At 69.6% G+C, this 13,300-nt stretch carries 9 protein-coding genes; 1 reads left to right on the top strand and 8 read right to left on the bottom strand.

Features of this window, described 5'->3' with window-relative positions; translation table 11 throughout:
- Positions 1–126 precede the first annotated feature (126 nt).
- The 7 genes from HV742_RS22985 to HV742_RS22955 all read right to left on the bottom strand — a co-directional run bounded on the left by HV742_RS22985 (position 127) and on the right by HV742_RS22955 (position 11,693).
- Positions 127–1,695, bottom strand: coding sequence for an efflux transporter outer membrane subunit (locus HV742_RS22985; RefSeq protein ID WP_254601224.1), 1,569 nt, complete (start codon positions 1,693–1,695; stop codon positions 127–129).
- On the bottom strand, positions 1,692–4,802 hold the full coding sequence (locus HV742_RS22980) for a multidrug efflux RND transporter permease subunit (RefSeq protein WP_175146442.1): 3,111 nt from the start codon (positions 4,800–4,802) through the stop codon (positions 1,692–1,694). The genes HV742_RS22985 and HV742_RS22980 overlap by 4 nt, the downstream gene beginning before the upstream one ends.
- The gene (locus HV742_RS22975) at positions 4,799–7,897 is read right to left on the bottom strand and encodes an MdtB/MuxB family multidrug efflux RND transporter permease subunit (RefSeq protein ID WP_059269221.1); all 3,099 of its coding nucleotides are present in this window, start codon (positions 7,895–7,897) and stop codon (positions 4,799–4,801) included. Before HV742_RS22975 ends, HV742_RS22980 begins: the two co-directional genes overlap by 4 nt.
- 15 nt (positions 7,898–7,912) lie before the next feature.
- Complete coding sequence (locus HV742_RS22970; RefSeq protein ID WP_100505438.1) at positions 7,913–9,190, bottom strand: MdtA/MuxA family multidrug efflux RND transporter periplasmic adaptor subunit; 1,278 nt, start codon at positions 9,188–9,190, stop codon at positions 7,913–7,915.
- Positions 9,191–9,337: 147 nt separating this feature from the next.
- Complete coding sequence (gene zapD / locus HV742_RS22965) at positions 9,338–10,090, bottom strand: cell division protein ZapD (RefSeq protein ID WP_049077418.1); 753 nt, start codon at positions 10,088–10,090, stop codon at positions 9,338–9,340.
- A gap of 42 nt (positions 10,091–10,132) precedes the next feature.
- Positions 10,133–10,780 carry a dephospho-CoA kinase gene (gene coaE, locus HV742_RS22960; protein ID WP_049077416.1) on the bottom strand — a complete coding sequence of 216 codons (648 nt, stop codon included), beginning with the start codon at positions 10,778–10,780 and terminating at the stop codon, positions 10,133–10,135.
- A gap of 55 nt (positions 10,781–10,835) precedes the next feature.
- Entirely contained in the window at positions 10,836–11,693 is an 858-nt protein-coding gene (locus HV742_RS22955) for a prepilin peptidase (RefSeq protein WP_049071007.1), read from the bottom strand.
- A 172-nt stretch (positions 11,694–11,865) separates the two neighbouring features.
- Between HV742_RS22955 and HV742_RS22950 the strand changes: the two genes are divergently transcribed.
- Positions 11,866–12,633, top strand: coding sequence for a copper resistance protein NlpE N-terminal domain-containing protein (locus tag HV742_RS22950; protein WP_175146441.1), 768 nt, complete (start codon positions 11,866–11,868; stop codon positions 12,631–12,633).
- A 153-nt stretch (positions 12,634–12,786) separates the two neighbouring features.
- Here HV742_RS22950 and HV742_RS22945 read toward each other — a convergent pair whose 3' ends face one another.
- Positions 12,787–13,200: a response regulator transcription factor gene (locus HV742_RS22945; protein WP_175146440.1), complete on the bottom strand. Its 414-nt coding sequence runs from the start codon at positions 13,198–13,200 to the stop codon at positions 12,787–12,789.
- Positions 13,201–13,300 lie beyond the last annotated feature (100 nt).

Below are 13,300 nucleotides of genomic sequence, written 5' to 3'. Positions count from 1 at the left end.
CCTTGCCATGGGCAGGACATCGCGTCGCGGGCTGGCGCCCGACGTGACCATACGGTCACTTTTTCCGCATTAAGAACCCGGGGCCCCCGCTTGTCAATCGGGAGAAGGAGGAATCGGGCGTTATCCCTAAGGTTGGTTGACCGGTTGCGCGCCGGCCGGCGCCACGGCCTGACCCGCGCCCGGCTGGCCGCCACCGGCCTGGCCGTTGGCCGCCGCGCCGCCTTGCGCCGGCGCCAGGCCATCCCAGCCGCCGCCCAGCGCGACGATCAGGTTGACGCTGGCCACCAGCCGGTTGCCATACAGGCTGAGCGCGCTGCGTTCGTTGCTGAGCGCGGTGGCGTCCACCACCGCCACGCTCAGGTAATCGACCAGGCCGGCCTTGTACTGGTTCTGGATCAGCCGCAGCGATTCGCGCGCCGATTCCAGCGCGCGGCGCTGCACGCTCTGTTCGTTCTCCATCACGCGCAGCTGGATCAGGTAGTCCTCGACCTCGCGCAGCCCGGTCAGCGCCGCCTGGCGGTAGGCCGCCGCCTGCGCATCGTAGGAGGCGCGCGCCTGCTCGACCTGCGCCTGGCGCGCGCCGCCGTCGAAAATCGTCAACGCCAGCGCCGGCCCCAGCGACCAGAAGCGCGCCGGCGCGGTCAGCAGTTCGGCGAACTGGCCGTTGCGAAAGCCGCCGTCGGCCGACAGGGTCAGGCTGGGGAACCAGGCCGCCTGCGCCACGCCGATCTGCGCATTGGCGGCGGCCGCGCGGCGCTCGGCGGCGGCCACGTCGGGACGGCGCTCCAGCAGCTCGGACGGCAGGCCCACCGGAATCCGCGGCAACTGCAGCGAGAACGGCGCCGGCGGCAGGCTGAAGCGCGACGGCGCCTGGCCCATCAGCACCGCGATCGCGTGTTCGTACTGGCCGCGCTGCCAGTCCAGGTCGATCGACTGCGCGCGCGTGCTTTCGACCTGGGTGCGCGCCACCGCCACGTCCGACTGCCCCGCCACGCCCACGTTGTAGCGGTTCTGCGTCAACTGCAGCGATTTCTCGTAGGCCGCCACGGTGGCGTCCAGCAGGCGCTTCTGTTCGTCCAGCACGCGCAGTTGCAGATAGGCCTGCACCAGCGCGGCCTGCGCGCTCAGGCGGGTCGCGGCCAGGTCGGCCAGGCTGGCCGCGGCGCTGGCCTCGGACGACTCGACGCTGCGGCGCACCCGGCCCCACACATCCAGCTCCCAACTGACGCTGCCGGTCAGCGAATACTGGTTGGACACGTTGCCGCCGCCGCCCGACGAGGCGGACGACGAACCGCCGCTGCCGCCGCCACTGCCCGAACGGGTCAGGCCGGCGCCCGCCCCCACCGTGGGGAAGAAGCCGGCGCGGGCGCCGCGCACCAGGCCCAGCGCCTGGCGGTAATTGGCCTCGGCCTGGGCAATGGTCTGGTTGGAGGCATTGAGGTTGTCCACCAGGCCATTGAGCGTGGCGTCGTCATAGACGCGCCACCACTGGCCGCGGTCGGCGTCGTCGCGCGGCTCGGCGCGCTTCCAGCCCGGCACCTCGTCCTGGCCTTCCTTGTAGGCCGCGCCCACGTCCAGCGCCGGCCGCTGGTAGTCGGGACCGACGGCGCAGGCGGCCAGCGCCGCGCACAGCGCCAGGGTGATGCCGGCGCGCGGCAGGAAGGCGGAAGGAAAAGGCTTGGCGTTGCGGATCATAGTTGTTCTATCGAAGCGGCCCCGCCACGCCGGGCGCGCCCGCGCGCGGCCCAGAGGCGGAAACGGTCAAGGTAGAGATAGACCACCGGCGTGGTGTACAGCGTCAGGACCTGGCTCAGCACCAGTCCGCCCACGATGGTAATGCCCAGCGGCTGGCGCATCTCGACGCCGGCGCCCGTGGCCACCACCAGCGGCAACGCGCCGAAGATGGCGGCCATGGTGGTCATCATGATCGGCCGGAAGCGCGTCAGGCAGGCCTGGAAGATGGCCTCCTTGGGCGCCATGCCCTGATTGCGCTCGGCCTCGAGCGCGAAGTCCACCATCATGATGGCGTTCTTCTTGACGATGCCGATCAGCAGGAACACCCCGATCAGCGCGATCAACGTGAAGTCGGTGCGCACCAGCAGCAGCGCCAGCAACGCGCCCAGCCCGGCCGACGGCAGCGTCGACAGGATCGTCAGCGGATGCACGAAGCTCTCGTACAGGATGCCCAGCACGATATACATGGTGACCAGCGCCGCCAGGATCAGCCAGGGCTGCTGCGCCAGCGTCTGCTGCAGCACCGCCGCCGTGCCCTGGAAACCGGCCTGTATCTGGTCCGACGGCAGGCCGATGCGCGCCACGGCCGCGTCGATGGCGGCGGTGGCCTGGCCCAGCGACACGCCCGGCGCCAGGCTGAACGACACCGTATCGGCCACGAACAGGCCCTGGTGCTGCACGCTCAGCGGGGCATTGGCGTTCTCGAAGCGGGCGAAGGCCGCCATCGGCACCCGCGCCCCGCTGGCGGTGATGACCTCGACCTGCTTGAGCGACTCGATGTCCTGCGCGAACTTCGGGTCCACCCCCAGCACCACGTGGTACTGGTTCAGCGGCCCGTACATCACCGACACCTGGCGCTGGCTGAAGGAGTTGTTCAGCACGGTAGAGATCGTCGCCATGCTCACGCCCAGCCGGGTGGCGGCGTCGCGGTCGATCACCAGGTTGATTTCGCGGCCCTTGTCCTCGACGTCGGTATCGACGTCGGTGATCTCCGGAACCTTGGCCATGGCCTGCTGCACCTTGGGCATCCACGAACGCAGCAATTGCAGGTCGCCGGACATCAGCGTGTAGTCATAGGAACCCTGGCTCTGGCGGCCGCCGACGCGGATGTCCTGCTGCGCCACCAGGAACATGCGCGCGCCCGGCATGTTCTGCAGCCGCGCCCGCAGGCGGTTGATGACCTGCTCGGCCGAGACATTGCGCTCGCCCAGCGGCTTGAGCTGGATCTGCATGAAGCTGCTGTTGCTGCCGCCGCGCCCGCCGGCGTAGCCGGTCATGCTCTGCACCGCCGGATCGGCCAGCACCACCTTGCGCAAGGCCTCCAGCTTGGGCACCGTGGCCTGGAACGACGTGCCCTGGTCCACCCGGAAAAAGCCCAGCAACTGGCCGGTGTCCTGCTGCGGGAAGAAGCCCTTGGGCACGACGGTGTACAGGTACACGTTCAGGCCCACCGCCGCCGCCAGGACCAGCATCATCAGCCGGCCATGGGCCAGCGCCCACGCCAGGCTGCGGCGGTAGCCGTCCTGCATCCAGGCAAAGCCGCCCTCGGCCCAGCGCGCCAGCCGGCCGGGCGGCTTCGGTTCCTTGGGCTCGGCCTTGAGCAGGCGCGCGCACATCATCGGCGTCAGCGTCAGCGACACCACCAGCGACACCATGATGGAGGCCGACAGCGTCACCGCGAATTCCCGGAACAGGCGCCCCGCCACCCCGCCCATCAGCAGGATCGGGATGAACACCGCCACCAGCGACAGGCTCATCGACAGCACCGTGAAGCCCACCTCGCGCGAGCCGCGCAGCGCCGCCCGCATCGGCGACATGCCGTTCTCGACGTGCCGCATGATGTTCTCCAGCACCACGATGGCATCGTCCACCACGAAGCCGGTGGCCACGATCAGCGCCATCAGCGAGATGGTGTTGAGCGTGAAGCCGCACAGATACATGACGCAGAAAGTGCCGATCAGCGACACCGGCACCGCGACGCTGGGAATGATGGCCGCGCGCCAGCGCCGCAGGAACAGCAGCACCACCAGCACCACCAGGCCCACCGCGATGATCAACGTCAGCTCGGCCTCGTGCAGCGAGGCGCGGATGCTGGGGGTGCGGTCCTGCGCCACGGTCAGTTGCACGTCGGCCGGCATCAGCGCCAGCAGCGTCGGCAGTTGCGCGCGCACCGCATCCACGGTTTCGATGATGTTGGCGTCGGCCTGGCGCCGCACGATCATCAGGATCGCGTTGCGCTGGTTGTAGAAGCCGGTCTGGTACAGGTCCTCGACCGAATCCTCGACCCTGGCCACGTCCGACACCCGCACCGGCGCGCCGTCGCGCCAGGCCACGATCAGCGGCCGGTACTGTTCGGCGCGGCTGAGCTGATCGTTGACCATGATCTGCCAGTGGTACTGGTCATTTTCCAGCACGCCCTTGGGCCGGTTGGCGTTGGCATTGGCCAGCGCCGTGCGCACTTCGTCCAGCGACACCCCGCGATTGGCCAGCGCGCCCGGCAGCACCGTCACGCGCACCGCCGGCAGCGAACTGCCGCCCACCGTGACCTCGCCCACGCCATCGACCTGCGACAGCTTCTGCGCCACGATGGTCGAGGCCAGGTCGTACATCTGGCCCTGGCTCAGGGTGTCGGACGTCATCGCCAGCGTCATGATGGGCGCGTCCGAGGGATTGGACTTGTGGTACGTGGGGTTGCTGCGCAGGCTGGTCGGCAGCAGCGAGCGGGCGGCGTTGATGGCCGCCTGCACGTCGCGCGCGGCGCCGTTGATGTCGCGCGACAGGTCGAACTGCAGCGTCACGCGGGTCGAGCCCTGCGTGCTGCTGGAAGTCATCTCGGTCACGCCGGCGATGCTGCCCAGCGAGCGCTCCAGCGGCGTGGCGACACTGGACGCCATGGTCTCCGGGCTGGCGCCGGGCAGGCTGGCCGACACCGAGATGGTGGGAATGTCCATCTGCGGCAGCGGCGCCACCGGCAACAGGAAGAACGACAGCATGCCCGCCAGCACGACCGCCAGCGACAGCAGCGTGGTAGCCACCGGCCGGACGATGAAGGGCGCCGACAGGATCACGGCGCGCTCCCGGCGCGCGCCTCGCGCATGCCGCGCCAGCGCCGCGACATGCGGTCGAACATCAGGTAGATCACCGGCGTGGTGAACAGCGTCAGCACCTGGCTCAGCAGCAGGCCGCCCACCATCACCAGGCCCAGCGGCTGGCGCAGCTCGGCGCCCGTGCCCGTGGACAGCATCAGCGGCAGCGCGCCGAACAACGCCGCCAGCGTGGTCATCAGGATCGGCCGGAAACGCAGCAGCGCCGCCTCATGGATCGCCGCGCGCGGCGACAGACCGCGCTTGCGCTCGGCGTCGAGCGCGAAGTCGATCATCATGATGGCGTTCTTCTTGACGATGCCGATCAGCAGGATGATGCCGATGATGCCGATCATGTCGAGCTCGGTGCCGCTGATCAGCAGCGCCAGCAGCGCCCCCACGCCGGCCGACGGCAGCGTCGACAGAATGGTGATCGGGTGGATGTAGCTTTCGTACAGCACGCCCAGCACGATGTACATGGTGACGATGGCCGCCAGGATCAGCCATAGCGTGCTCGATAGCGAATTCTGGAACGCCAGCGCCGCGCCCTGGAAGCGCGTCTCGACGCTGGCCGGCATGCCGATCTCGGCCTCGGCCGCGGTGATTGCCTCGACCGCGGCCGACAGCGATGCGCCCGGCGCCAGATTGAACGACACCGTCACCATCGGGAACTGGTCCAGCCGGTTCACCGCCAGCACCGTCTTGCCCTCGGTGATGCGGGCAATCGACGACAGCGGCACCTGCGCGCCGGTCGAGGTCGGCACGTGGATCTGGCCGAGCGAGGCCGGGTTCATCTGGAACTGCGGCTGCACCTCCAGCACCACGCGGTACTGGTTGGACTGGGTGAAGATGGTCGAGATCAGGCGCTGGCCGAAAGCGTCGTACAGCGCCTCGTCCACCACCGCCGCCGTGATGCCCAGGCGCGAGGCCGCGTCGCGGTCGATCTCGACCCAGGTCTGCAGGCCGTCGTCCTGCAGATCATCGGTCACGTCCTTCAGGCCCGGCACCTGGCGCAGCCGGTCGATCAGCTTGGGCGTCCATTCGCTCAGCACCTTCAGGTCCGGATTGGACAGGGTCATCTGGTACTGGGTGCGGCTGACGCGGTCCTCGATGGTCAGGTCCTGCACCGGCTGCATGTAGACGGTCAGGCCGTCCTGCTTGCCAAAGGCTTCCTGCAGCCGCGCCATGACCGTGCGCAGGTCGCCGTTGCGCTCGGCCTGCGGCTTGAGCGCGATCTGCATGCGCCCGGCGCTGAGGGTGGCGTTGCTGCCGTCCACGCCGATGAATGACGACACCGCCTGCACGTCCGGATCCTCCAGCGCCAGCCGCGCCGCCGCCTGCTGGCGCTCGGCCATGGCGGTGAACGAAATGGACTGCGGCGCCTGTGTGATGGCCTGGATCAGTCCGGTGTCCTGCTGCGGGAAAAAGCCCTTGGGAACCAGGATGTACAGCAGCACCGTCAGCGCGAAGGTGGCCAGGGCCACCAGCAGCGTCAACGGCTGGTGCCGCAGCACCTTCTGCAGCATGCGGTCGTAGGCGGCGATGGTGCGGTCGATAAAGGCGCCGGTGACCTGGTGAAAGCGCCCGTGCTTCTGCTCGGACTCGGCGCGCAGCAGTCGCGCGCACATCATCGGCGTCAGCGTCAGCGACACCACCAGCGAAATCAGGATCGACACCGCCAGCGTGATGGCGAACTCGCGGAACAGCCGCCCCACCACCTCGGTCATGAACAACAGCGGAATCAGCACCGCGATCAGCGAAAAGGTCAGCGAGATCAGCGTGAAACCGATCTGCTGCGCGCCCTTGAGCGCGGCCTGCAGCGGCGTCTCGCCCTCTTCGATGTGGCGGGCGATGTTCTCGATCATGACGATGGCGTCGTCCACCACGAAGCCAGTGGCGATGGTCAGCGCCATCAGCGTCAGGTTGTTGATGGAGAAGCCGGCCAGGTACATGATGCCGAAGGTGCCCACCAGCGACAGCGGCACCACCACGCTGGGAATCAGCGTCGCGGTCAGGCTGCGCAGGAACACGAAGGTCACCATCACCACCAGCGCCACCGCCAGCAGCATCTCGAACTGCACGTCGGCCACCGAATCGCGGATGGTCTGGGTGCGGTCCGACACCACCGCCACGTCCAGCGTGGCCGGCAGCGCGGCGCGCAATTGCGGCAGCAGCGCCTGGATGCGGTTGACCACGTCGATGACGTTGGCGCCGGGCTGGCGCTGGATGTTCAGCAGGATGGCCGGCTTGTCGCCGGCCCAGGCCGCCTGGCGCGTATCCTCGGCGCCCTCGACCGCGCGCGCCACGTCCGACAGGCGCAGCGGCGCATTGTTCTTGTAGGCGATGATCAGGTCGTTGTAGTCGGTGGGCGACTTGAGCTGGTCATTGGCGTTGATGGTGGTCGAGCGCAGCGGCCCGTCCAGGTTGCCCTTGGGCTGGTTGACGTTGGCGCCCACCACCGCGGTGCGCAGGTCGGTCAGCCCCAGGCCGTTGGCCGCCAGCGCCTGCGGATTGACCTGCACCCGCACGGCCGGGCGCTGCCCGCCCGCCACGCTCACCAGGCCCACGCCCGGAATCTGCGACAGCTTCTGCGCCACCCGCGTATCGACCAGGTCGCGCACCTGCGGCAAGGGCATGGTGGGCGAGGTGATGGCCAGCGTCAGCACCGCCGCGTCGGCCGGGTTGACCTTGTTGTAGGTCGGCGGCACCGGCAGGTCGCTGGGCAGCAGGTTCGACGCCGCGTTGATGGCGGCCTGCACCTGCTGCTCGGCCACGTCCAGCGGCAGCGTCAGGTTGAACTGCATGGTGATGACCGAGGCGCCGCCCGAGCTGGTCGACGACATCTGGTTCAGGCCCGGCATCTGGCCAAACTGCCGCTCCAGCGGCGAGGTCACCAGCGAGGTCATCACGTCCGGGCTGGCGCCCGGGTACAGCGTGGTCACCTGGATGGTGGGGTAGTCGACTTCGGGCAGCGCCGAGACCGGCAGCAGGCGGTAGGCGATGAAGCCGGCGATCAGGATGGCCACCATCGACAGCGTGGTGGCCACGGGCCGCAGGATGAACAGGCGCGACGGGCTCACGGCGCGGCCCCCCGATCAGCGCGTGGCGGGCGTGGTGCCCGCCGGCGCGCCCCCGCCCAGCGACTTGTCCTTGGCGGCGGGGATCACCTCGTCGCCGCTCACCACCTCGACCTTGGCGCCGGCGCGCAGGCGGTCGGTGCCCTCGGTGACGACGCGGTCGCCCGGCTGCAGGCCCTCGTTCACGGCCACCATGCCATTGTTGATGGCGCCCAGCTTGACCTGCCTGACCTGCACGGTATTGTCCGGCTGCACCAGGAACACGAAGGCGCCGGCCGAGCCCTGCTGCACCGCCGCCGTTGGAATCGCGGTCACGCCCTTGCGCGTCAGCACGTGCAGGCGCACGTTGACGAACTGGTTGGGAAACAGCGCGTCGTCCTGGTTGTCGAACCTGGCCTTGAGCTTGAGGGTGCCGGTGGTGACGTCGATCTGGTTGTCCAGCGTCTCCAGCGTGCCGGACGCGATGCGGCGGGTGTCGGCGCGGTCATAGGCCTCCACCGCCAGGGTGCGGCCCTGGGCCAGTTCGGCGCGCACTTCCGGCAATTGCGTCTCGGGCAGCGTGAACACCACCGAGATCGGCTGGGTCTGCGTGATCACCACCAGGCCATTGGTGTCCGAGCTGGACACCAGGTTGCCCCGGTCGACCTGGCGCAGGCCGAGGCGGCCGCTGATCGGCGCCGTGATGCGGGCGTAGTCCAGCTGCAGGCGGGCATTGTCGACATTCGCCTGGTCGCTCTTGATGGTGCCTTCGTATTGCCGCACCAGCGCCGCCTGGGTGTCGACCTGCTGCTTGGCGATGGAGTCCTGCTTGAACAGGGCCTGATAGCGCTGCAGGTCGCGGCGCGCGTTCTCCAGCAGCGCCAGGTTCTGCATCTGGGTGCCGCGGGCCTGGTCCAGGGCCACCTGGAAGGCGCGCGGGTCGACCTGCGCCAGCAGGTCGCCGGCCTTGACCTGCTGGCCTTCCTTGAACGGCACGTCGACCAGCTCGCCGCTGACACGGCTGCGCACGGTGACGGTGTTGTAGGCCGTGACGGTGCCCAGGGACTTGAGGAAGATGTCGATGTCCTGCGTGACGGCGCTGGCCACCCGCACCGGCACGGCCAGGTTGGCCATGGCCGCGGCCATGTTGGGCCGTCCGCCCGCGCCCGGACGCCCGCCGCCCGCGCCACCCGGCTTGGCGGCCGGCCGCAGCGCCAGCCAGGCGATGCCGGCGACCACCAGCAAAAGCACCGCCAACCCGATGATTCTGCGGCGGGTCCAGCGGGAAGGCGACGAAACGGGACGGCTATCGGACATGGGATACGGTTCCGGCACTGACGGAGAAAGCCGTATTGTGACCCAGGCGGCCGACATTTCCGTGATTGTCCGTTGCCGCTGAAATAGGCCGCAACAGGAATCGGGGCAGGATCGCCGCCGGCTGCCGCGCCCGGAGGCCCGGACGGATCAGGAATTGCAGAGGGTCATCTGGAACGGGATGCTGCGGGCCACCTGCTGGGGCTTGAACTCGCCGTCCTGGGTCGAAAAGCGGATCCAGATCATGTACTTGTTGGCACTGATCTCGGGGAATACGCCCTGGGCCTGGTCGACCCACACGCGCAGCAACTGGTACTGCTTGCCGCCCAGCATCTGCTGGTAGGCGCCCTGTTCGGCCACGATGTCGGTCTTGCGGCCGGACTCGCGCAGCAGGCGCAGCGCCATGGTCAGGCCGTCGAACAGGGGGATGAAGGGCGCCAGCCAGGCCTGCAGGTCCGCGCAGCGCGCGGCCTCGGGCTTTTGCTGCCAGGCGTAGTACGACGGCATGTCCACCTGGGTGGCGCCGCCGGGCACCGCCAGGCGGCCGCGCAGGCTGGTGAGCCATTCGTTCTCGCGCAGCGACTGGCCGGTCTTGCCGGGCGCGGCCAGGGTCGAGGAGACCTTTTCGAGTTCGCGCAGCATGCCTTCGAGCGCGTCCTGCGCCACCCCGGGGTGATCGCGCAGGCCCACCAGCGCCACGCGCTGGCGTTCGAGATCCTGCAGCACCGCGCCTTTCACGTCGGTGCGCTCGCAGACGTCGAGCAGATCGAACAACGAGGTGACCGCGACCTGGTGCAGGCGTGAATCCCCCTCGCGGGCAAAGAAGAACAGCCTGTCGAACAGGTATTCGAGCCGCAGGTAAGCGCGGATGCGCTCATTGAAGGGATATTCGAAAACAATCACGCTTGTAAACAGGCCCATCAGAGGTCGACCCGCGGGCCGAGATTATTCAGGGGTGCCGGCCAAGCCCGGGGCTTGCCGGCCCGTCGCGGCCGCCAGCGCAAGCCAGCGGTCATGCAGGGTCTTCGCCTGCGCGCGCAATTGCTCCGGCGAGGTCGCGCCGCCATTGTCGATGACGTCATCCGCGACTTCGAGCCGGCTGGCCCGCGCAGCCTGTGCCGCCATGATACGCCGGATGGCAGAGTCCGTCAGCCCGCTGCGCGACTGCACGCGCGCCACCTGCGTTTCGGGATCGCAATCGACCACGCAGATGCGATCGACGCGGTCGCGCCAGCGCGTGATCGACTCCACCAGCAGCGGCACCACGAACACCAGATAGGCGCCGCGCGCGGCCTCGGCCTGGCGTTCGGTTTCATGGCCGATGGCCGGGTGCAGGATGGCCTCAAGGCGCAGGCGGACTCGCGGATCGGCGAAGGCGCGTTCCCGCATCCAGTCGCGGTCGAGGGCGCCATCCGGTGTCAACGCGTCGGGCCCGAACTCGCGTTCGATGGCGGGCATGGCCGCGCCCCCGACCGCTGTCAGCGCGCGCGCGATCTCGTCCGTGTCGACCACCGACGCGCCCCATTCGCCCAGCATGTCGGCCACGCGCGACTTGCCCGAGCCGATGCCTCCTGTCAGACCGATCTTGAACATGCTCTTCATTCCCTCGCGGCCGCGATCCGGCCGGACCGGCGCGCCCCGCGCGCCCTCAATGCAGCAACCATCCCAGGCCCTGCTCGCCGCCCAGCAGCAGCACGGCCACGCCCGCCAGCGCCAGGTAGGGCCCGAACGGCAGCGCCTGGCCGCGACTGGCGCGGCCGCTGAGCGTCAACGCGCCGCCCACCACCACCCCCGCCACCGACGCGGCCAGCAGCAGCATCGGCAACGCGCCGACGCCGAACCAGGCGCCCAGCGCCGCCAGCAGCTTGAAGTCGCCGTAGCCCATGCCCTCGCGCCCCGTCAGCAGGCGGAATGCATGAAAGATAACCCACAGGAACGAATAGCCGGCCACCGCGCCCACCACCGCCATCGACAACGGGGTAAAGGCATCGAACAGGTTCACCAGCAGGCCGGCCCAGGCCAGTGGCAGAGTGATGGCATCGGGCAGGAGGGTCGATTCGAGATCGATCCAGGCCAGCGCCACCAGCGCCGCCGACAGCCCCATGGCGCACAGCGCGATGGGCGTGGCGCCGAAGCGCCAGGCGCAGGCCGCGAACAGCACGCAGGTGATGGCCTCGATGGCGGGATAGCGCCAGCCGATCGGCGCCCGGCAGGCGGCGCAGCGGCCGCGCAGCGCCAGCCAGCCCGCCAGCGGCAGGCGGCGCCAGCCGGTCACGGGCGCTTCGCACCGCGGGCAGTGCGCGGCCGGCGCCCACAGGCCGTAGCTGGCGGCCGGCCGGGCCTGGCCCGCCGCCTCCTGGCATTGCGCCTGCCATTCGCGTTCCATCATGCGCGGCAGGCGGTGAGTTACCCGCGTCAGCCAGCCGCCGACGGCCAGGCCGCCCAGCGCGGCCAGCGCGACGAACAGTGCCAGCGGCACGGGAAGGACATGCCACAGCGTGGTCATGCGCGCCCTCGCGGCGCGGCGCGGCGGGCGCGGCGGCGGCCGGGCCGTGCGGGGCCGTGTCGTAATTTGTGCATAAAGTGCCGGCTACGCCTTTCAGGGTGTGGGGGAACGTATCGAATCTTCGCATAAGTGCGTAAAATCGGAGACAGACTCAATTTACGGATCAGCTGCCATGGCCGCGCGCGTCGAACTCCTTACCCGCCCCCGCAAACTCGGCATCTTGGGGCTGCTGCTCGCGGGCACGGCGCTGGGCGCCGCGGGCTGCGCCCAGCAACGCACCGAAGGCTATTACGATCCTCCGGCGGAAAGCACCGTGACCGACGCCCAGTACCAGGGCTCCGGCGCCGGCTACCGCACCGTGCTGCGGGCGCCGTCGCAGGTGCAGATCGCGCTCAAGCCGGACCAGAAAAAGACCCCGAACCAGGCCGCGGCCAGCCAGGGCGCCACCACCGAGGACGGCCAGGCCGTGCCGGAAGGCGCCGACAGCGGCGGCGCCGCGGCCGCCCCGGCGCCCGCTCCGGCCCCGGCCTCCATGCAAAGCGCGGCCGCCAACAGCCTGGTGCCCCAACCGCAGACCTACATGGGCACCCTGCCGTGTTTCTCGCCCGCCATGCAGTGCACGGCGCAGCGCGTCACGCTGACCCTGGCGCCCAACGGCCGCTGGCGCGGCCGCACCGCCTACCTCGAAAACGATCCCAAGAAGGCCGCCCCGGTGGTCGAGCAGGGCTGCTGGGATGCCACCGACGAGCGCCCGCCGCGCGTCATCCTGCTCGACGGCAAGGGCAATGTGCGGGTCGAATTCGTGGTGGCCGCCAACAACGTGCTGCGCGTGCGCTCCATCGGCGGCCAGACGCCGAACCTGAACTACAACCTGACGCGCCAGCCGGACCTGGATCCGATCGACGAACTGGCCAAGGCCAACGCGCCCCAGTGCCCGTAAGGCCGGCAGGCCAGACACTGCCTCTGGCCTGACCGACCGCCCACCGCCCCGAGGGCCTGCCGGACACCGCGTCCGCCAGGCCCTTGTGCTTTCCGCCGCCCGCGCCCGGCCGGACTCGCGAACGCCGCCGGCGAACACGCTCGATGTGAGCGCCTACTTACCCCACAACCCCTTGTTGATCAGCATCGCGGAACAATCCGCGATCACGGTGGCGATCGGCCTGGGATGGACGGCATACGCGCCCGAGCCCGGGCACCCCGTCTCCGCCCTGGCCGGGCCGTCACCGGCCGCCGCATCCTGAACGTGGCCAGCGGGCCCGACCGGCAACGGCGGTCCGCCGTCCAGGTGTCCGTAGGCGCATAGCCGGCAGGCCAGCCGCATGGCGTTGCGCACCCCCAGCTTGGTGAAGATGCGGGCGCGATGGGCCTCGACCGTGCGCAGCGAGATACCCAGGTCGATGGCGATGACCTTGTTGGGCCGTCCGGCGACGATGTAGTCGACGATCTCGCGTTCGCGCGGCGTCAGGACGGCCAGGATGGCGGGAAGATCGGGGCGGGGAACGGGCATGGAACGGCTCTGCAATGAAAGGTTGCAGAGAGTCTGCCCCGCCGCCGGCGGCGACGTAAGCTGGCAATTTTGCCAGGGGCGACGGCGCGGCCCGCGGCAA

Origin of the sequence: Achromobacter ruhlandii (genome assembly GCF_902859695.1) — a bacterium.
Lineage (GTDB): Bacteria > Pseudomonadota > Gammaproteobacteria > Burkholderiales > Burkholderiaceae_B > Achromobacter > Achromobacter ruhlandii.
The sequence above is the reverse complement of the archived record's forward strand: the minus strand, read 5'-3'. Positions and strand labels throughout refer to the sequence as shown.